The sequence below is a fragment of the Enterobacter sp. CPE_E1241 genome (assembly GCF_045618265.1).
GTDB classification, from domain to species: Bacteria; Pseudomonadota; Gammaproteobacteria; order Enterobacterales; family Enterobacteriaceae; genus Enterobacter; species Enterobacter adelaidei.
Map to the genome: position 1 here is coordinate 1,440,940 of NZ_JBIWYV010000001.1, position 19,635 is coordinate 1,460,574.

Here is a 19,635-nt window from a genome sequence, read left to right on the forward strand (position 1 = left end):
GAATCAGAAGATGAGTCAGGTAAGCGCAGAATTTATCCCGACACGTATTGCCATTCTTACCGTTTCCGACCTCCGTGGCGAAGAGGATGATACCTCCGGCCACTGGTTGCGTGATGCAGCCCACGAAGCGGGCCATAAGATTGTTGATAAAGCGATTGTGAAAGAGAACCGCTATGCCATTCGTGCGCAGGTTTCTCAGTGGATCGCCAGCGATGACGTGCAGGTGGTGTTGGTTACCGGCGGAACGGGCTTTACGGCAGGCGATCAAGCCCCGGAGGCGCTGGTCCCCCTGTTCGATCGTGAAGTGGAAGGCTTCGGTGAAGTGTTCCGTATGCTCTCGTTTGAAGAGATTGGTACCTCCACGCTGCAGTCGCGCGCGGTAGCGGGTGTCGCGAACAACACCCTGATTTTCGCCATGCCCGGCTCGACGAAAGCCTGCCGCACCGCGTGGGAAAACATCATCGCCCCGCAGCTGGATGCCCGAACCCGTCCGTGTAATTTCCATCCTCATTTAAAGAAATAAGCTATGTCGCAACTGACCCACATAAACGCCGCTGGCGAAGCGCATATGGTCGACGTCTCCGCCAAAGCGGAAACGGTGCGCGAGGCGCGCGCGGAAGCGTTCGTCACCATGCTGCCGGAGACCCTGGCGATGATTATCGACGGTAGCCACCATAAGGGCGACGTCTTTGCCACCGCCCGCATCGCCGGGATTCAGGCCGCCAAACGGACCTGGGATCTTATCCCGCTGTGCCATCCGCTGATGCTGAGCAAGGTGGAAGTGAATCTGCAGGCGCAGCCAGAGCACAGCCGCGTGCGCATTGAATCACTCTGCCGCTTAACCGGCAAAACGGGCGTGGAGATGGAAGCCCTGACGGCGGCCTCCGTTGCCGCGCTGACCATCTACGACATGTGCAAAGCGGTGCAAAAAGATATGGTGATTGGCCCGGTTCGCCTGCTGGCGAAAAGCGGCGGCAAATCCGGCGATTTTAAGGTGGAAAGCCATGATTAAGGTGCTCTTTTTTGCGCAGGTGCGCGAGCTGGTGAATACCGACAGCCTGACGCTGGATGCGTCCTTCGAAAACGTTGCCGCCCTGCGCGCGCATCTTGCCGCACAAAGCGACCGCTGGGCGCTGGCGCTGGACGAAGGCAAGCTGCTGGCCGCCGTTAACCAGACGCTGGTGGAATTCACCCATCCGCTGAACGCAGGGGATGAAGTGGCGTTCTTCCCACCGGTGACCGGGGGCTAAAATGGCGGAGACCCGAATTCTGGTAGGTCCTGAGCGCTTCAGCGTGGGTACAGAATATAGCTGGCTGGCTGAGCGTGATGAAGACGGTGCGGTGGTGACCTTCACCGGCAAAGTGCGTAACCACAACCTGGGTGACAGCGTGAAAGCACTGACCCTGGAGCACTATCCGGGCATGACGGAAAAATCGCTGGCGGCGATTGTGGAAGAAGCGCGCGGGCGCTGGCCGCTCGGACGCGTAACGGTGATTCACCGCATCGGCGAGATGTGGCCTGGCGAGGAGATTGTCTTCGTCGGGGTGACCAGCGCACACCGTGGCAGCGCGTTTGCGGCAGGGGAGTTCATTATGGATTACCTCAAAACCAAAGCGCCGTTCTGGAAGCGTGAAGCCACCCCGGAAGGTGACCGCTGGGTTGAATCTCGTGATAGCGACAAACACGCCGCCAGCCGTTGGTAGTCGGTTTACGTGGATGTGTTAATCTTAACGTGTGTGTCTACTTAAACTTAATCAGGAGTGAATCATGGACCGATTTCCGCGTTCCGATTCAATAGTACAGCAGACCCGTAGCGGCCTGCAGACGTATATGGCTCAGGTGTATGGTTGGATGACGGTTGGCCTGTTGCTGACCGCGTTTATCGCGTGGTATGCGGCCAATACACCGGAGCTGATGATGTTTATCTTCTCCAGCAAAATCACCTTCTTTGGGCTGATTATTGCCCAGCTAGCGTTGGTGTTCGTCCTTTCAGGCCTGGTGCAAAAGCTCAGCGCCGGCATGGCGACCACGCTGTTTATGCTCTACTCGGCGCTGACCGGGCTGACGCTTTCCAGCATTTTCATCGTTTACACTTACTCTTCCATCGCCAGTACCTTTGTGGTGACCGGCGGGATGTTTGGGGCGATGAGCCTCTACGGTTACACCACCAAACGCGATTTGAGCGGCTTTGGCAGTATGCTGTTTATGGGGCTGATTGGGATTGTGCTGGCGTCTCTGGTGAACCTGTGGCTGAAAAGTGAAGCGCTGATGTGGGCGGTGACCTATATCGGGGTGGTGATCTTTGTTGGGTTGACGGCTTATGACACCCAGAAGCTGAAAAACATCGGTGAGCAGATCGACGTACGCGACAGTTCGAACCTGCGCAAATACGCGATCCTGGGCGCGCTGACGCTGTATCTGGACTTTATCAACCTGTTCCTGATGCTGCTGCGTATCCTCGGCAACCGTCGTTAAGGTTGTTTTGCCGGGTGACGGTGCGGTCTGGTGCCCTCACCCTGACCCTCTCCCACGGGAGAGGGAACAAACACTAAAAACGGCAACAAGGTTGCCGTTTTGCTTTTATTTTGCCAACGCCTTCTCGTTCTTCGCTCTCAGCTTTTTCGCCCGACTCTCCAGCATCAGATAACAGACCGTTGCCAGCGCCAGCGGCAGGAAGTAATACAGCATGCGGTAGGCCAGCAGGGCAGCGATAATTGTCCCCTGAGAGACATGTTCCCCGGCCAGCAGCGCGATAAACACCGCCTCCAGCACGCCGATCCCTGCCGGAATATGGACAATCACCCCGGCAATACTGCTCACCAGCAACACGCCCAGCACGAAGAAGTAGTTCACATCTTCGCCAATCAACAGCCAGATAATCGCCCCCATCGCCATCCAGTTGGCGCTGGATACCGCCATCTGCAACACCGCGAAGCGCCATGAAGGTAATACCAGTTTTTGCCCTTTAATGGTCATATGACGGCGTTTAGCGAAGGCGCAGGCCCACAGATAAAAAGCGATAATCAGCAGCAACACGATGCCGAGAATACGCAGCGTGGCCTCATCGATATACCAGTGCGCGGGCAACTGCACCACGCCGAGGGTAAAAATCATCCCACCGAGCAGAATGTACCCCAGCCAGTTGGTGGTAATGCTGAGCGAGAAAATGCGCGTGATGGTTCCGCCCGGTAGTCCCAGCCGCGAATAGAGGCGATAGCGCATGCCAATCCCACCGACCCAGGTGCTTAGCGTCAGGTTAAAGGCATAACAGATGAACGACACCAGCATAACCTGGCGTTTAGCCAGCTTGTGGCCGCAATAGGCGCGGCCCAGCAGGTCATAGCAGCCGTACATCAGATAGCTGATAATGACCAACCCAACTGCACCCAGCAGTACCAGCCGGTTGTAGTTGCGGATAACTTTCCACACCTCTTCCCAGTCAACTTTCTGCGCGTACACCACCAGCAGCACGGCGACTGCAACAAAGAAGATCCAGGTGAGGATTTTTTTTGCCAGCCGCCAGCGCGGATGTGATTTTGACATCAGGTTTTCCCTCCGTCTTGCGCTTCAACGCGATCCTGGGTTTCCATTTCAGGCTGCACAGGCGGCTCCACGAGCGCCAGTTTTGGCGTATGCGCCGGCAGCCAGCCGACCATCGCCGGGAAATGACGCAGGAAGTGGAACACCACCACGCTGATGCCCAGGTTCCACCAGGTGCGTTTGGGCACCATAGATTCATCCACGCGCACGCAGTCGTTGACGATCAACGCCTGCAGGTTATCCCGCAGGGTCTGGTTAAACTGGCGATCGTAAATGATCAGGTTCGCTTCAAGATTGAGCGATAAACTTAGCGGATCAAGGTTACTGGAGCCCACGGTTGCCCAGTGATCGTCCATCAGCGCAACTTTGCCGTGCAGCGGGCGACGGCGGTATTCGTAAATCTGCACGCCGCCTTTCACCAGATAGTGATACAGCAGCCGTGCGCCGACTTTGACTATCGGCATATCCGGCTCGCCCTGCACAATCAGCTTTACACGCACACCCCGTCGGGCCGCATTGCGCATGGCATGCAGAAGACGATAGCCAGGGAAAAAGTAGGCGTTGGCGATGATGACCTCGCGCTTCGCGTTGGCGAGCATCTTCAGATAATGACGCTCAATGTCGTTTCTGTGCTCGGCGTTATCCCGCCAGACGAACAGCGCCTGCGCTTCACCGGGATTCCGGTTCTCTTCCGGACGATGGCGGCGTTTCCACCAGCGGCGTGCAACCTCTTTACCGGGCAAGTTTTCCAGTTCGAACAGCAGGATATCCTGAACCACAGGCCCTTCGATGCGGATCGCATAATCCTGTTTCGCTTCCGGGCCGTAATCGGACATATGCTCAGCGGAGTAGTTAATGCCGCCGACAAACGCCACCGTCTCATCCACCACCACAATTTTGCGGTGCATCCGGCGGAAAAGGTTGGTACGCATGCCGAACAGGCGAGTGCCGGGATCGTAGTAGCGGAAGATCACACCCGCTGAAGTGAGTTCATTGACGAAGGCGTCGCTGAGATCCGGTGAACCATAGCCATCAAGGAGGACTTCAATATTGACACCACGCCGGGCAGCGCGCAGCAGCACGCTGTGCAATTGTTTACCGACGTCGTCTTCGAACCAGATAAAGGTTTCGAGGATCACTTTCTGCTTTGCATGGTCAATCGCTTTGAACACGGCAGGGTAATACTCGTCCCCATTAACCAGCAGCGTGATCCGGTTGCCATCTTGCCAGGAACATTTCATAAGTGGATCTCCGCACTGAGCGGGGCATGGTCGGAGAGATGTCGCCAGTTGAGTAGCGCCAGGGCGGTAGGACTGCTGGCGTGAGCATTTTTCACGTAGATCCGGTCAAGACGCAGCAAGGGGAAACGTACCGGAAAGGTACGCGCGGGTCTGCCGGTCGCGCGGGTGAAAATTTCTTCCAGTCCGGCATTCACTTTCAACGGATGGTTCGCCCGCTGTCGCCAGTCGTTGAAATCACCGGCCACGATCACCGGTTCACCTTCGGGAAGTGCATTAGCCCACTCGGCCAGCATGTTCAGCTGCGCCTGGCGATGGGCTTCGCGCAGACCGAGATGAACACAGCCGACATGGAGGGGAAGCTCAAGGTCGGGCGGAGTGATACGGCAGTAAAGCAGGCCGCGTTTTTCGCTTTCCCCTACGGAAACGTCGCGGTTCTCGTAATATTCAATCGGGAAACGTGACAACACCGCGTTGCCGTGATGGCCTTCCGGGTAGACGGCGTTGCGTCCGTAAGCGTAATCACTCCACATGGTGTCAGCCAGAAATTCGTAGTGGGGCGTGTCGGGCCAGTTCTCAACGTGGAGCGGATGCACTTCGTGTGCGCCCATTACCTCCTGCAGGCAAACAATGTCCGCATTGACGGTGCGTACCGCGTCGCGCAGCTCCGGTAAAATGAAGCGGCGGTTAAATGCTGTGAAGCCTTTATGAATGTTTATTGTCAGCACGTTAAGCGAGAAATGCTGCATTTTTGGCGTCATAAGCTCCTTCCTGAGTGTCTATCCCGATGAAAATAAAGTGTAGTCGGCGTCACAAAAAGATGCGGTGTTACGGAATTTTCCGTAAAGTGCGGTAGTCTGAATAAGCAGAGAAAAATCCTTCAGGAGAGAAGCCATGAAGTGGCAACAACGTGTTCGTGTCGCAACTGGCCTCAGTTGCTGGCAGATAATGTTGCATTTACTGGTCGTGGCCGTGCTGGTGATGGGCTGGATGAGCGGCACGCTGGTGCGTGTTGGCCTGGGACTGTGCGTCCTCTACGGCGTCACCGTACTGTCGATGTTGTTCTTACAGCGCCACCATGAAGCACGCTGGCGTGAGGTGGGTGATGTGCTCGAAGAGCTCACCACCACCTGGTACTTTGGTGCCGCGATGATTGTGCTTTGGTTGTTGTCCCGTGTGCTGCAAAACAACCTGCTGCTGGCCCTGGCCGGTCTGGCAATCCTCGCAGGGCCTGCGGTGGTCTCGTTACTGACCAAAGAGAAAAAGCTACGCAATGTTGCGTCTAAACATCGCGTACGCCACTGAGCCCGTCGTGGCCGCTATGACCAGTAGCGGCCACAAACTTCCCCACACAATATCCAGACTCGCATCCTTCAGATAAATTTGCTTGGTGATATCCGTAAAGTGTCGAATCGGGTTTATCCACGTTAAATCCTGCAACCACACCGGCATGTTCTCGACAGGGGAAACATACCCCGAAAGCAAAATCGCTGGCATCATAAAGACGAACACCCCGATGAACGCCTGCTGTTGCGTGGAGCAGAGCGCTGAAATCAGCAGTCCAAATCCCACCAGTGACAGACCATAAATCACCATCGTGAAGTAAAACAGCGCCAGCGATCCGGCGAAGGGGATCTGGTACGCCCAAATACCCACGCCCAGTACAATGGTGGCCTGAAAGGTGGCAACAATCAGGGCCGGAACCGCTTTACCGACGAAAATTTGCCAGGTGGCGAGCGGAGAAACCAGCAGCTGATCCAGTGTCCCTTGTTCGCGCTCGCGGGCGACGGACAGAGAGGTGACGATCATCACCCCAATGGTGGTGATCATGGCGATCAGCGACGGTACCACAAACCATTTGTAATCCAGATTCGGGTTATACCAGTTACGCACCACCAGCTCGCTGTTATTGGGTTTGGGTTTGCCCTCCATCAGCTCCTGCTGGTAATTCTTGACCACCTGTTGCAGGTAGTTGGCCGCGATCTGGGCGCTGTTGGAGTTACGTCCGTCGAGGATCAACTGCATGGGGGCGGTCTGGAAAGTGTCCAGGTTACGGGAAAAATCTGCCGGGAATCTCACCAGCAGCAGCGCTTTTTGCGTGTCGATAGTGGGCTGGATTTCCTGCGGGCTTTTCAGCAGCAGAATATGGGTAAAGGCTTTTGCGCGTGCAAAACGCTGCGTCAGCTCAACGGCGTGTTTACCGTTGTCTTCGTTGTAGATGGCAATGGTGGCGTTCGTCACCTCAAGCGTGGCGGCAAAGGGAAACAGTAAAACCTGAATAAGTACCGGCAACACCAGAATGGCACGGGTTTGCGGCTCGCGCAGCAGCGATTGCAGCTCTTTGCGGATCAATGTCCATAAACGGTGAAACATGTTCGCTCCTTAATCCAGCCGCCGTTTGGTTTTTATCCACGTCAGGCCAATAAACATCGTTGCCGACGCCATCAGGAACAGCGTGTTGATAATCAGCACCACCGGAATATTTCCCGCGAGGAACAGGCTTTGCAGCGTGCTCACGAAGTAGCGCGCCGGAATAATGTAGGTCACGGCGCGGATCACGGCGGGCATGCTGTCGATCTGGAAAATAAACCCGGACAGCATAATCGACGGTAAAAAAGCGGCGTTGAGCGCCACCTGGGCGGCGTTAAACTGGTTGCGGGTGACGGTGGAGATAAGCAGCCCCATGCCGAGCGTGCTGAGCAGAAACAGGCTGGTGATAAAGAACAGCACGACCAGCGAGCCGCGGTACGGCACACCGAGAATAAATACCGACACAAGCATACAGAGCAGCATCGCCAGCATGCCGAGGAAGTAGTAGGGGATAAGTTTGCACAGCAGCAGCTCGACACGCGTCACTTCGGTAGAAAGCAGCGCCTCCATGGTGCCGCGCTCCCACTCGCGGGCGATCACCAGCGAGGTCAGGATCGCGCCAATTACCGTCATGATAATCGTCACCGCGCCAGGAATAATAAAGTGCTGACTGATGGCGGCGGGGTTAAACCAGTAGCGGGTCTGCACGTCGATCAGAGGGTCGAACGTTTCCCCCCGGTCTTCAGCGCGCTGCATCTGCCACAGCTGCCAGATACCCTCCACGTAACCCTGCACAAAGTTCGCGGTGTTTGGCTCGCTGCCGTCGGTGATCACCTGGATCGGTGCATCGGTATTTGCCCGCGCCATATTGGCGGCAAAATCCACCGGAATGACGATCAGACCGCGAATCTTCCCGGCCTGCATCTTCTGGATCAGTTCCTGACGATTGTCGCTGATGGTGGCGTCAATATAGGGCGAACCGGTCATGGCGTGGGTAAAGTCCAGCGCATCCTCACTCTGCTGCTCCAGCAAAATCCCGACCCGCAGCTTGCTGGAATCCAGGTTAATACCGTAGCCAAAGATAAACAGCAATAGCAGGGGGATCACTACCGCAATCAGCCAGCTGCTGGGGTCACGCACGATCTGGCGTGTCTCTTTGATGCACAGCGCGCGCACCCTGCGCCAGGAAATGGCGTTATTGCGCATGGGCATTCTCCTTATCCCAGTCATGGATGAGGGTGATAAATGCCTGTTCCATCGTCGGGTCCGGGACTTCATCGTCGGCGGCCTGTGCTTTCAGATCATCTGGCGTACCGTGGGCAATCAGCTTGCCGCGATAGACCAGCCCGATACGGTCGCAGTACTCAGCCTCATCCATAAAGTGGGTTGTCACCATCACGGTAACCCCTTTTTCAACCATGCTGTTGATATGTAGCCAGAACTCGCGACGGGTGAGGGGGTCAACGCCGGACGTAGGCTCATCAAGAAACAGAATATCGGGCTCATGCATCAGCGAGCAGGCCAGCGCCAGCCGCTGTTTGAAGCCGAGCGGCAGTTCATCCGTTGCGTGAGAGGCAATGCTGGTTAGCCCGAAGGCGTCGCTCATACGGCGGATTTTCTCGTTCTGTGCCCGCCCGCGCAGGCCGTACACGCCGGAGAAAAAGCGCAGATTCTGTTCGACCGTCAGGTTGCCATAGAGGGAGAACTTCTGCGCCATATAGCCCAGATGCTGACGCGCTTTGCCGGAACTGATCTTCAGGTCCATGTCCAGTACCAGCGCTTTACCGGCGGTAGGTACCAGCAAACCGCACATCATCTTAAAGGTGGTGGATTTCCCGGCACCATTCGGCCCGAGCAGGCCAAAAATCTCACCGCGCTTCACCGCGAAATTCACGTTATCGGTGGCGGCGAAATCACCAAACTTTTTAGTGAGGGATTTAGCTTCAATCACCGTTTCGCCCGGCGTACCTTCAACCGTGTGCAGGATCGCCCCGAGGGGAGATTCTGACGTTCCCGCGCCACCCAGCAGATCGATAAACGCATCTTCGAAGCGCGGTGCGGTCTCTTCCATCTCGATCTCAGGCATACCTTGTGCACGGCGAATGTCGTCGACGGTTGCCTCTTTCTTGAGGATCACGCGTACCGAACGGCCCTGAATCATCCCGTCACTGACCTGCGGCAATTTCAGCACCCGCTGCAGCAGTTTGCGGTTGGATTCCTGCGGGCTGTGCAACAGAAAACTGCGCCCGGCCATACTTTGTGTCAGTGTCGTCGGCTCACCCTGATAAAGCAGTTCACCTTCGTTCATCAGCAGCACATCCCGGCACTGCTCAGCTTCGTCAAGGTAGGAGGTGCTCCAGAGGATCAGCATCCCGTCGCCTGCCAGTTCGTGCACCATCTGCCACAATTCACGGCGAGAAATGGGGTCAACGCCGACACCCGGCTCATCCAGAAGCAGAACTTTCGGTTCACCGACCAGCGTACAGGCCAGCCCCAGTTTCTGTTTCATGCCGCCGGAGAGCTTACCCGCCAGCCGGCCAGTGAACGGACCGAGTGAAGTAAACTCCAGCAAACGAGCAAAGGTCTTCTGGCGAATGTCGCCGGTCACGCTGCGCAGGTCGGCATACAGATTCAGGTTTTCCATTACCGTCAGATCTTCATACAGACCAAACTTCTGCGGCATATAGCCGAGCATGGCATGGAGCGCGCTGTCATCCTTGATCGGGTCGAGCCCGAGCACGCTGGCGGTTCCGTCATCCGGCTTAAGCAACCCCGCCAGCATTCGCATTAGCGTGGTTTTGCCGGCACCGTCCGGACCGACCAGTCCGGTGACATAGCCCTTCTGAATGGTGCAATTCAGCGGTGCGACGGCCGGTTTGTCCATTCCCGGGAAGCGTTTGACCAGATTGCTGAGCTCAATAACCGCGTCATTCATGTCGTTCCCCGTTGTTTACTTTTACGGTGACAGGCATGCCTTGACGCAGCGCGTCGTCCGCATCAGTCACGATGATACGCAGGCGATAGACCAGGTCGGTACGCAGGTCCGGCGTTTCAACGGTTTTCGGTGTGAATTCGGCGGTTGGGGAAACGAAGCCCACCTTGCCGTGATACGGCTTGTCCGGTCGACCATCGGTATAGAGCAACAGCTCGCGTCCCGGCTGCATCTGGCCGAGATTCGGCTCGTCGATGTACGCGCGCACCCACACAGGGCGGGTCAGGGAGAGCGTTAAAACGGTGCTGCCCGCGCTGAGTATGCTGCCTGGCTCCACGGCGCGGGTCATCAGCGTACCGTCAGACGGTGCAACCAGAGTGGTATCGTGAAGATCCAGTTCGGCCTGGGCAAGTTGCGCCTGAGCCTGTTCAAGGCTGGCTTTCGCCTGGGCAATATCCTGCGGGCGATTACCGGTGTGGTACTGGCTTAGTTTGTCCTGAGCGGATTTCAGCGTGGCCTGGGCCTGATCGCGTGATGAACGGGCGTTTTCCAGATCGTTGGCTGAAATGGTGCGGCTTTTCCACAGCCCCTGCTGGCGGGCATAGAAGTTCTGCGCGTAGTCGTAAGCCGCCTGCGCCTGTTTGACCGCTGCGGTGGCCTGGGCAATCTCTTCATCGCGATAACCCGCCAGCATCAGGTCATATTGTGCCTGGGCGACAGATACGCCTGCCTTTGCCTGCATCAGCGCGTTCTCGTAAGGGGATTTATCCAGCATACCCAGCGTCTGGCCGCGCGTAATTGTGTCGCCTTCATCAACGTTAAGCGATGCCAGACGCCCCCCCACGCGGAAGCTCATATTCACTGTGCGAATATCAACGTTACCGTACAGCGTCAGGCCTTTATCCTGATGGCTCTGATACCACAGCCAGCCACCGACTCCTGCAGCAAGCAAAACAACAACCACCAGAATGATGGCGACAGGTTTTTTCATGACTTCAGGCTCCTTTGCGTTAAACCTTGCAGGATCAGATCGAGATGACAGGTGATGACCTGAATAATCTGCGCGGCTTTATCCTCATCAAATTGTGTCCAGCCGGTGCGTAACAGGATAGTCTCCCGCCCCAGACGGAAGGCGAGGATTTCACCCAGCAGGGCATGGGTATGCAAAATTGTCTCGGTATCGTTGGCATCCCGCCCGGTATAGGCGGCGATCAGCCGGGTCAGGTGAGTATGCATCGGGGCAATCACCTGATCGTGCACGAGCTGGTACGCGGCAGTAGGGGAGAGTTGCTCGCGGGAAATAAATTTACTCAGGTTGAGCGTATCGTCGTGCGTCAGCAGGCGGATCATATTGTGGCAGGCGTTGATAATTAGCTGGCGAATGGCGGCGCGATCGGGCGAAGGCTGGCTTAACAGCCCGCTGGCTTCTTCAACGTGCGGGCGAAATTGCGTGCCGATGAAATCGGCGATCCACTGGGCACAGGCGAGGTATAAATCCTCTTTTGAGCCAAAATAGTAGGGTATGGCTGCAATGTTCTGCCCGGCCAGGGCCGCAATATCGCGCGTCGTGGCATGCAAACCATACTCGCCAAACTGTGCCAGAGCGGCGGCGATAAGCTGGCTTTTAGCCTGTTCACCTTTGGTTGTTGTCGGGGTTGTATTCATAGCAGCATTAAAAATTAATCAATCGATTGATTAACATTATGCCCGGTTCACCATTTTGTCCAGTTGTCTCCCTGCCGGGAAATATTTCGTTGATGAATGGCTGAGGGATATTTTATGCGCCACGTCACAAAAGCTGCTACACTCCGCTGCTTCACGACATTGTGGTTTTTGTCCTTACCATTGTTATATCTCCCTGAAAACTACACCTGTGATGGTCGGGGCGGTTCGGAGTTTTTATGTCTTTTGATTCCCTTGGCCTGAACCCGGAAATTCTGCGTGCGATTGCAGAGCAGGGCTACGTCGAGCCAACCCCAATCCAGCAGCAGGCTATCCCCGCCGTCTTGCAGGGTCGCGATCTGATGGCCAGCGCCCAGACCGGTACCGGTAAAACCGCCGGTTTTACCCTGCCGCTGTTAGAGCTGCTGGTAAAGAACCAGCCGCATGCTAAAGGCCGTCGTCCGGTTCGTGCGTTGATCCTCACCCCAACCCGTGAGCTCGCAGCCCAGATTGGCGAGAACGTGCGTGACTACAGCCGCTATCTCAACATTCGCTCGCTGGTGGTTTTCGGCGGTGTAAGCATTAACCCGCAGATGATGAAGTTGCGCGGCGGTGTGGACGTGCTGGTGGCAACGCCGGGTCGTCTGCTGGATCTGGAACACCAGAACGCGGTGAAACTGGATAACGTCGAAATTCTGGTGCTGGACGAAGCCGACCGCATGCTCGACATGGGCTTTATTCACGACATTCGCCGCGTGCTGGCTAAACTGCCACCGCGTCGTCAGAATCTGCTCTTCTCCGCGACCTTCTCCGACGAGATTAAGGCGCTGGCAGAAAAGCTGCTGCATAACCCGCTGGAAGTGGAAGTGGCGCGTCGCAACACCGCCTCCGAGCAGGTGACCCAGCACGTTCACTTCGTTGACAAAAAGCGTAAGCGGGAACTGCTCTCCCAGATGATCGGTCAGGGCAACTGGCAGCAGGTGCTGGTCTTTACCCGCACCAAGCACGGCGCGAACCACCTGGCGGAACAGCTGAATAAAGATGGCATCCGCAGTGCCGCCATTCACGGTAACAAGAGCCAGGGGGCACGTACCCGCGCGCTGGCGGACTTCAAATCTGGCGACATCCGCGTGCTGGTGGCGACCGACATTGCTGCCCGTGGTCTCGACATTGAAGAGCTGCCGCACGTGGTGAACTACGAGCTGCCAAATGTGCCGGAAGATTATGTCCACCGTATCGGCCGTACCGGTCGTGCGGCGGCAACGGGTGAAGCGCTTTCTCTGGTTTGCGTGGATGAGCACAAGCTGCTGCGTGATATCGAACGCCTGCTGAAGAAAGAGATCCCGCGCATTCAAACGCCGGGCTATGAAGTTGACCCGTCGATTAAAGCTGAGCCGATTCAGAACGGTCGTCAGGGGGGGCGTGGTCAGGGCGGCGGCGGTCGCGGTCAGCAGCCGCGTCGTGCCGACGGTGGTGCACCGAAATCAGCGGGCAAACCGCCGCGTCGTAGCAACGAAGCCAAACCCGCCGGTGAAAACCCGTGGCGCAGCGGCGAAGGCAAGCCAGCAGGGGAAGGGCAGCGCCGACGCCGCCCGCGTAAACCTGCTAACCCGCAGTAATCTGGAAGCCCGGTCGTAGAGCCGGGCTTTTCTTTTTGCGACAACAAAGAGAAAGTGCCACAATAGTGGCTGTTTATACAGTATTTCAGGTTTTCCAATGGCTTTAACCGCGGCGCTCAAGGCGCAAATTGGCGCATGGTATAAGGCGCTACAGCAGCAGATACCCGACTTTATCCCCCGAGCGCCGCAGCGGCAGATGATTGCTGACGTGGCAAAAACGCTCGCCGGGGACGACGGGCGACATCTGGCGATTGAAGCCCCGACCGGCGTCGGGAAAACCTTGTCGTATCTCATTCCCGGCATCGCGATTGCGCGGGAAGAGGACAAAACGCTGGTAGTCAGCACAGCCAACGTGGCGCTGCAGGATCAGATCTTCAGCAAAGATTTACCGCTGCTGCGCAAAATCATCCCCGATCTGCGTTTTACGGCCGCTTTCGGACGCGGGCGCTACGTCTGCCCGCGTAACCTAGCGGCACTTGCCAGCAGTGAGCCTAATCAGCAAGATTTGCTGGCGTTTCTCGATGACGAACTGACGCCGTACAACAAGGCCGAGCAGGAACAGTGTGCAAAGCTAAAAGCCGATCTCGATGGCTACAAATGGGATGGTCTGCGCGATCACACCAGTCAGGCAATTAGCGATGACTTATGGCGCAGGCTCAGCACCGATAAAGCGAGTTGTCTGAACCGCAACTGCCACTACTATCGGGAGTGCCCGTTCTTTGTCGCCAGACGTGAAATTCAGGAAGCGGAAGTGGTGGTCGCCAACCATGCGCTGGTGATGGCGGCGCTCGAGAGCGAAGCGGTGCTGCCGGAGCCGAGAAACCTGCTGCTGGTGCTTGATGAAGGTCACCATCTGCCGGACGTGGCGCGGGACGCGCTGGAAATGAGTGCCGAAATTACCGCACCGTGGTTCCGCCTGCAGCTGGATCTCTTTTGCAAGCTGGTGGCGACCTGCATGGAGCAGTTCCGTCCAAAAACCACGCCGCCATTGGCGGTGCCTGAGCGTCTTAGCGAACACTGCGAAGAGGTGTATAGCCTTATTGCCTCACTCAATAACATCCTCAATCTCTGGCTTCCGGCAACGCAGGAGGCTGAACACCGCTTTGCGATGGGAGAGCTGCCTGAAGAGGTGATGGAGATTTGCCAGCAACTGGCAAAGCATCTGGAAAAGCTGCGTGGCCTGGCGGAGATGTTCCTGAACGATCTCAGTGAGAAAACCGGTACCCACGACGTCGTCCGTCTGCACCGTATTCTCCTTCAAATGAACCGTGCGCTGGGCATGTTCGAATCGCAGAGCAAGCTCTGGCGGCTGGCGTCGATGGCGCAGGCGTCGGGTGCCCCCGTCACCAAATGGGCCACCCGCGAAGTGCGTGACGGACAAGTGCACCTCTTTTTCCACTGCGTAGGTATTCGCGTGGCCGATCAGCTGGAAAAACTTATCTGGCGAAGCGTGCCGCATGTGGTGGTCACATCGGCCACACTGCGTTCCCTGAACAGTTTTTCGCGTTTGCAGGAGATGAGCGGCCTGAAAGAGAAAGCGGGCGATCGCTTTGTGGCGCTGGACTCACCGTTTAACCACTGTGAGCAGGGCAAGTTGGTGATCCCGCGCATGAAGTATGAGCCGCTTATCGACAACGAAGAGCAGCATATTGCCGAGATGGCAGCCTACTTCCGCGAGCAGGTTGAAAGCAAAAAGTACCCCGGGATGCTGGTGTTATTTGCCAGTGGGCGAGCGATGCAGCGTTTCCTGGAGCACGTTACCGATCTGCGTTTACTGTTACTGGTGCAGGGCGATCAGCCGCGCTATCGGCTGGTGGAGACGCACCGTAAACGCATTGATAACGGTGAGCGCAGCGTGCTGGTAGGTTTGCAGTCGTTTGCTGAAGGTCTGGATTTGAAAGGGGACTACCTGACGCAGGTGCATATCCATAAAATCGCCTTCCCGCCGATCGACAGCCCGGTAGTGATCACCGAAGGGGAATGGCTGAAAAGCCTTAACCGCTATCCGTTTGAGGTGCAGAGCTTACCCGCGGCATCGTTTAACCTGATCCAGCAGGTGGGGCGTCTGATCCGTAGTCATGGTTGTTGGGGTGAGGTGGTGATTTACGACAAACGCTTGCTCACCAAAAATTACGGTCAGCGGCTGTTGAATGCTTTGCCCGTTTTCCCCATCGAACAACCGGAAGTGCCTGAGGTAAAAAAACGCCCGGCCAAATTGCCTGTCGGGCGCAAGAAAAGCCTCCGTGCTAAGGGGCGCGGTCCTACTGGTAAGTGAAGGTCACCTGCACGACGCTGTTGAACGTGCCGGCGGTGACGGGCATTGAGGTGGCGTAGTAACGCGCAGCTAAGGGGAAGTCCGCCGTATGATCGCTTTGATTGATCAGTACGCTAAAGCTGGCCTGAGGAGCGATAAGGATGTGATCCTGACGATCGGCAAGTTCGAGAGCCAGGCCGCCAGCCGTGCCGTTATTCGCAAATTTTGTCGGATGTGCTCCATCCGCCTGTCCGTGAAACGTGGCGGTGGCAAGGGTTGTGGTGGCCGGGCATTTCGAGAGCGTCAGATCTACGTTTTTCCATACCCCCGTGTCGCCGATGTCTTTAAAATCACCTGACGTCGCCTGACCGAGATCGACAGTTAAATTCTGGCTGGCGCTGTCAACGGAACAGGTATTGGCAAAAATATTTCCCTGCATGAGCACCTGAATTTCGTCTGCAAAGGCATGAGATGCCAGGCCAAACAGCAAAATCGGAAGATATTTTGTCATTTATACCCCAGCGTGATAGTGGCAATACTGTTGGCGCTGCCTGGTGTGACGTCGGCTGCGGTTTGCTCGTAACGAACCTGAAAAGGAATCGCCAGCGTTTCATTGGCTTGCGCAATTCCGGCAGTATTCCTGTATGTACCAAAGTCAGGGATCTCTCCGTCAAATAGCATTTGAACCCCTATACCCGTTGCGACACCGGTTTCCTGAGTCAGGTTGATGACGCCCGGGAAGTTCGTATCATAGCCATTTGCACTCGTGATCATCGCTTCAGGCTGCACGGTGTCGTTGCAGTTGATGTTAACGTCGAATGTATGAGGCGACGTCAGGGTTCCTGTCCCGGTGAAGTCGCTGACCGGAAAATCACCCAGCGTCACGGTGAGACTTTTGGGGGAAACGGAGCAGGTGACTTCTTTCAGGATCACATTACCGGCGTAAGAGATCGTGTTAGGGCTGCCGATCCCTTCATGCTGGTAGACCCCAATCCCGAATTTGGTTTGATCCTGCGCAAGCGTACCGGACGTGACGGTATTGCTCGTTTTCACCAGTTCAAGGGTGACGTCAAAGCTGAACGTTCGCTGATCGTTATCCGAGACATAGCCCAGCGGCGTGCTGGTGGAATTGCAGTACACCCCGCCTGCGCCGGTGATACGCTGACCTTTGTCGTTCATCAGCGCAACGCCAATCCCCTGGACACCGGACTCGTAGACGCCAGTGAGTCCAGAAATTTCATTCCCGGTTCCGTAGTAGCAGGAAACAATGGGCAAACCGTTGTCATCCGGGCTGGTACAGTTCCCTGAAATGTGCACCGTTTGCTCGGTTCCGGGAATGGTCGCACCGACAGCAAGCGAGGTGGAGACTGAAATTGAGGCGACGTTGATCTGCTTGGGCAAATCTGTTGAGTTACAGGTCGCCTTCGCATGTGGCATGAACAGCGCTGCTGTCGCCAGAATCAAAAAGAAAAAACACTGTTTTACTATCTGCATTGTCATAAGCCTGTACGATGGATCAGTTACACTGCGCGGCAGCGTTAATGACGGAGTTCTTGTTTTTATCTTCCGGTAGCACGTATTGCGCGACGCAATGTTCGCTGGCTTCCTGGCCCCATGAGACCGAGAGTGTGCCGTGTTGAGCCAGGCCAGAGAGGTAGGTCTGGCCGTCGCTGCCCACAATGAACTCGCTGTCCTTATCGTCGGTGGTGACGGTTGCGCCAAAGGGAAGCGGTTTACCGTTTTGTGTCAACGTCATCAATACCCGACGTCCCACGCGGGTGTTGAAGCTCGCCCGAACGACTGCCCCACGTGTCGGGGTGACAATCTGCGCGGCGTGGGTCACGTCGGCATCCTCTGGTAGCGTTTCGGTGTCCAGCGAAATGGTGTTATGGCGATAGGCAGTGACAAATGGCACAACGGTATAGCCACGGAAATCGGTCTCGACTCCCGTCTGGTTGGTGATATGCGTGCCATGGGTCCCCGGCGCTTTTACCAGAGCGATGGTTTCCCCTAGCGGCTGACTTAATGTGATGCCGTTAGCATGCGCCACGACGCCACCCTGCAGACCCATGTTCACCGTGCGCTGATATTTATCCTGACTAATACCGCCGCTCACTTCGCCATAGGTTGCCTTATAGTCGGCATTTGCACTGGTGGAATTACCGCTGCCGGTTGTGCTCAACCCTTCCTGAATATTCCAGTTGAGATTCTCCTCCTTCAGCGCCGTGCCGTTCAGGCCAATATTCTGCGTGGTACCCTCTTTGGTGTTATTCAGATTGTACGTAGCCCATGTGTTGTGCATCCAGTGGTCAAGCGGAACGGAGACACTCAGAGAGAACTGGTTGTCGTTTGTGACTGACTCCCCGTTCTCGTCGCTGTCGTCAGTATTTTTGTTCATGCTGTAGCTCAGGCTGTAGCTCACTCCATGCCAGCTGTTGTTGTAGCTGACGCTCATGGAGGTCATGTCCTGACTCTGGCTCCAGTAGGTCTCTTTCACCATGCTCAGGGTGACGGACCCCCACCCTTTGGGCAGCGTCTGGTCGATGGTGGCTTCAGTCCGCGCGCGACGCTGTTGTGGGGCAGACCAGTCGTCCGAGCGGGTCCAGGACTCCATGGTGTCTTCCAGGGTGTAAAACCCTTTGCTGTTGTAGCGATAGCCCGCGAGAGAGAAGTTGGTACCGGAGCCAGCAAAATCTTTGCTGTAACGTACACGCCAGGACTGGCCTTTGCTGGCCTGTTGCTTTTTAAGCAGGGCTTTTGCACGGGTCACGTCGATGGAAAAGGCGCCTAAATCACCCATGTTTTTTCCCGCGCCCAGCGCCTGGGACTGATAATGGTTACTCTGCTGAACCCCACTATAGGCAGTGAAACCATACGGTAAACCATAAATTGCGCTGCCCTGGGCAAACGGCGTTTTCTCTACATCGCTGTCATATGATCGATAACGGCCAGCAGTGACGCTATAGCGCAGGTTATGTTCACGCTGGAGTACCGGTACTGAAGCGTAGGGCACCACGAAATGGCTTTCGCTGCCGTCGGTTTCTTTTACCGTCACCTGAAGATCGCCGCTGCTGCCCGTCGGGTAGAGGTCGTTGATCTCAAACGCACCGGGCGCAACGGTATTTTGATAAATGACGTAACCGTTCTGTCGCACCATCACCAGAGCGTTACTGTGTGCTGTACCGCGAATAATCGGGGCATACCCTTTCTCGCTGTCCGGGAGCATGTCGCTGTCGGAGTTAAGCTGTACGCCGGTATAAGGCACGCTATCAAACACGTCGGCAGGGGAAGAACTTTGTCCGACCGTCAGGCTGCTTTTCATCGCCACAATATCGCGCTGGGCGTAGGTATAAATGGATGAAAACGTCTGCTGTTGTTCTTTACCCGTGGTGCTGCGGTTCCATGTCGAGTAGTTTCTCAACCGCCATGCGCCAATGTTAAGGCCAGGCCGGAGATTGACGTACTGGCTGCTGGTATCCTGTTCACCCTGTTGCAGCGCGTGGCTTTGGCTCGCGGTCGCACTGTAATTGAGCAGACCAGCCGTGATCCCTTCATCGAACTCTTTTGGGTCGATATAGCCCCGTGGAACCTGGCCTAGTGCCAGTTGCGGAACACTGAGCAGCAGTTGTTGATTGCGAACGTGGAACGACGCGGAGGCTGCCGGGATGGTGTTTAAATCAGCGCACTGGCCTTTTGCCATCAGCTCTGGATATTTTTGGGTTTTGATACCCAGGCTTTTTAAGTCGCTCAGACTAAAACAGGGCTGAAGAGAGTTATTACCTTGCGGATCTTTTTGTAATTTGAACGTGACGTCGCGTGTATCAATTTTATTGTTATTAATAAAAATGGCGACCTGATATTTTCCCGGTGCCTGCCCTGGCCCTTTTTCGTAAACGGACAGATCGGTCTTTCCCTGTTGAGGATTATCAATATCCAGTAATGCCGGGTTAAAATAATCATCAGCCATAACCTGTTGTGCAAAGATCGCCAGCGCCAGGCCACATAAAATGACCAGCAGTGATGAAATTCGGCAGGTGAACGGCTTTTTATGGCTGTACATGATTATAGTAATTGTCTGC

Annotated in this window: 19 protein-coding genes; 8 read left to right on the forward strand and 11 right to left on the reverse strand. The window is 56.0% G+C overall.

Features of this window, described 5'->3' with window-relative positions:
* Window positions 1–10: 10 nt before the first annotated feature.
* From moaB to ACJ9Y9_RS06960, 5 genes are all read left to right on the forward strand, one after another.
* Window positions 11–523: a molybdenum cofactor biosynthesis protein B gene (gene moaB / locus ACJ9Y9_RS06940; RefSeq protein WP_028019389.1), complete on the forward strand. Its 513-nt coding sequence runs from the start codon at window positions 11–13 to the stop codon at window positions 521–523.
* Window positions 524–526: 3 nt separating this feature from the next.
* On the forward strand, window positions 527–1,012 hold the full coding sequence (moaC, locus tag ACJ9Y9_RS06945; protein ID WP_028019388.1) for a cyclic pyranopterin monophosphate synthase MoaC: 486 nt from the start codon (window positions 527–529) through the stop codon (window positions 1,010–1,012).
* Window positions 1,005–1,250 (forward strand): molybdopterin synthase sulfur carrier subunit, encoded by a 246-nt coding sequence (gene moaD / locus ACJ9Y9_RS06950; RefSeq protein WP_023310854.1) that lies wholly within the window; start codon window positions 1,005–1,007, stop codon window positions 1,248–1,250. Before moaC ends, moaD begins: the two co-directional genes overlap by 8 nt.
* Before the next feature lies 1 nt (window position 1,251).
* Window positions 1,252–1,704 (forward strand): molybdopterin synthase catalytic subunit MoaE, encoded by a 453-nt coding sequence (gene moaE, locus ACJ9Y9_RS06955; protein ID WP_028019387.1) that lies wholly within the window; start codon window positions 1,252–1,254, stop codon window positions 1,702–1,704.
* Between the two features lie 64 nt (window positions 1,705–1,768).
* A complete protein-coding gene (locus ACJ9Y9_RS06960; protein ID WP_028019386.1) occupies window positions 1,769–2,476 on the forward strand; it encodes a Bax inhibitor-1/YccA family protein in 708 nt (235 codons plus the stop codon).
* A 105-nt stretch (window positions 2,477–2,581) separates the two neighbouring features.
* On the opposite strand, the gene ACJ9Y9_RS06965 is transcribed toward ACJ9Y9_RS06960, so the two are convergent.
* From ACJ9Y9_RS06965 to ACJ9Y9_RS06975, 3 genes are read right to left on the reverse strand one after another with little or no spacing between them, the layout of a single operon-like run.
* Window positions 2,582–3,544, reverse strand: a complete 963-nt coding sequence (locus tag ACJ9Y9_RS06965) for a YbhN family protein (protein WP_028019385.1) — start codon at window positions 3,542–3,544, stop codon at window positions 2,582–2,584.
* A complete protein-coding gene (gene clsB / locus ACJ9Y9_RS06970; RefSeq protein ID WP_028019384.1) occupies window positions 3,544–4,782 on the reverse strand; it encodes a cardiolipin synthase ClsB in 1,239 nt (412 codons plus the stop codon). The genes ACJ9Y9_RS06965 and clsB overlap by 1 nt, the downstream gene beginning before the upstream one ends.
* Window positions 4,779–5,540: an endonuclease/exonuclease/phosphatase family protein gene (locus tag ACJ9Y9_RS06975; protein ID WP_028019383.1), complete on the reverse strand. Its 762-nt coding sequence runs from the start codon at window positions 5,538–5,540 to the stop codon at window positions 4,779–4,781. Before ACJ9Y9_RS06975 ends, clsB begins: the two co-directional genes overlap by 4 nt.
* A 133-nt stretch (window positions 5,541–5,673) precedes the next feature.
* Here ACJ9Y9_RS06975 and ACJ9Y9_RS06980 point away from each other — a divergent pair, with 133 nt between their 5' ends.
* Window positions 5,674–6,084 carry a YbhQ family protein gene (locus ACJ9Y9_RS06980; protein ID WP_014883088.1) on the forward strand — a complete coding sequence of 137 codons (411 nt, stop codon included), beginning with the start codon at window positions 5,674–5,676 and terminating at the stop codon, window positions 6,082–6,084.
* On the opposite strand, the gene ACJ9Y9_RS06985 is transcribed toward ACJ9Y9_RS06980, so the two are convergent.
* The 5 genes from ACJ9Y9_RS06985 to cecR are packed head-to-tail and all read right to left on the reverse strand — an operon-like array spanning window position 6,046 to window position 11,686.
* Window positions 6,046–7,152 carry an ABC transporter permease gene (locus ACJ9Y9_RS06985; protein ID WP_028019382.1) on the reverse strand — a complete coding sequence of 369 codons (1,107 nt, stop codon included), beginning with the start codon at window positions 7,150–7,152 and terminating at the stop codon, window positions 6,046–6,048. The two genes, ACJ9Y9_RS06980 and ACJ9Y9_RS06985, sit on opposite strands and share 39 nt — an antisense overlap.
* Window positions 7,153–7,161: 9 nt before the next feature.
* On the reverse strand, window positions 7,162–8,295 hold the full coding sequence (locus ACJ9Y9_RS06990) for an ABC transporter permease (protein WP_028019381.1): 1,134 nt from the start codon (window positions 8,293–8,295) through the stop codon (window positions 7,162–7,164).
* Window positions 8,285–10,024 (reverse strand): ATP-binding cassette domain-containing protein, encoded by a 1,740-nt coding sequence (locus ACJ9Y9_RS06995; protein ID WP_028019380.1) that lies wholly within the window; start codon window positions 10,022–10,024, stop codon window positions 8,285–8,287. Before ACJ9Y9_RS06995 ends, ACJ9Y9_RS06990 begins: the two co-directional genes overlap by 11 nt.
* Window positions 10,017–11,012: a secretion protein HlyD gene (hlyD, locus tag ACJ9Y9_RS07000; protein WP_028019379.1), complete on the reverse strand. Its 996-nt coding sequence runs from the start codon at window positions 11,010–11,012 to the stop codon at window positions 10,017–10,019. Before hlyD ends, ACJ9Y9_RS06995 begins: the two co-directional genes overlap by 8 nt.
* Window positions 11,009–11,686 (reverse strand): transcriptional regulator CecR, encoded by a 678-nt coding sequence (cecR, locus tag ACJ9Y9_RS07005; RefSeq protein ID WP_028019378.1) that lies wholly within the window; start codon window positions 11,684–11,686, stop codon window positions 11,009–11,011. Before cecR ends, hlyD begins: the two co-directional genes overlap by 4 nt.
* A gap of 236 nt (window positions 11,687–11,922) precedes the next feature.
* Between cecR and rhlE the strand changes: the two genes are divergently transcribed.
* Window positions 11,923–13,302, forward strand: coding sequence for an ATP-dependent RNA helicase RhlE (rhlE, locus tag ACJ9Y9_RS07010; RefSeq protein WP_028019377.1), 1,380 nt, complete (start codon window positions 11,923–11,925; stop codon window positions 13,300–13,302).
* A gap of 97 nt (window positions 13,303–13,399) precedes the next feature.
* Window positions 13,400–15,577: an ATP-dependent DNA helicase DinG gene (dinG, locus tag ACJ9Y9_RS07015; protein ID WP_028019376.1), complete on the forward strand. Its 2,178-nt coding sequence runs from the start codon at window positions 13,400–13,402 to the stop codon at window positions 15,575–15,577.
* On the opposite strand, the gene ACJ9Y9_RS07020 is transcribed toward dinG, so the two are convergent.
* The 3 genes from ACJ9Y9_RS07020 to ACJ9Y9_RS07030 are packed head-to-tail and all read right to left on the reverse strand — an operon-like array spanning window position 15,564 to window position 19,616.
* Window positions 15,564–16,067 carry a fimbrial protein gene (locus ACJ9Y9_RS07020; RefSeq protein ID WP_028019375.1) on the reverse strand — a complete coding sequence of 168 codons (504 nt, stop codon included), beginning with the start codon at window positions 16,065–16,067 and terminating at the stop codon, window positions 15,564–15,566. The genes dinG and ACJ9Y9_RS07020 overlap by 14 nt on opposite strands.
* Complete coding sequence (locus tag ACJ9Y9_RS07025) at window positions 16,064–17,050, reverse strand: fimbrial protein (protein ID WP_028019374.1); 987 nt, start codon at window positions 17,048–17,050, stop codon at window positions 16,064–16,066. Before ACJ9Y9_RS07025 ends, ACJ9Y9_RS07020 begins: the two co-directional genes overlap by 4 nt.
* Before the next feature lie 22 nt (window positions 17,051–17,072).
* The gene (locus ACJ9Y9_RS07030) at window positions 17,073–19,616 is read right to left on the reverse strand and encodes a fimbria/pilus outer membrane usher protein (RefSeq protein WP_080282802.1); all 2,544 of its coding nucleotides are present in this window, start codon (window positions 19,614–19,616) and stop codon (window positions 17,073–17,075) included.
* Between the last annotated feature and the right edge of the window lie 19 nt (window positions 19,617–19,635).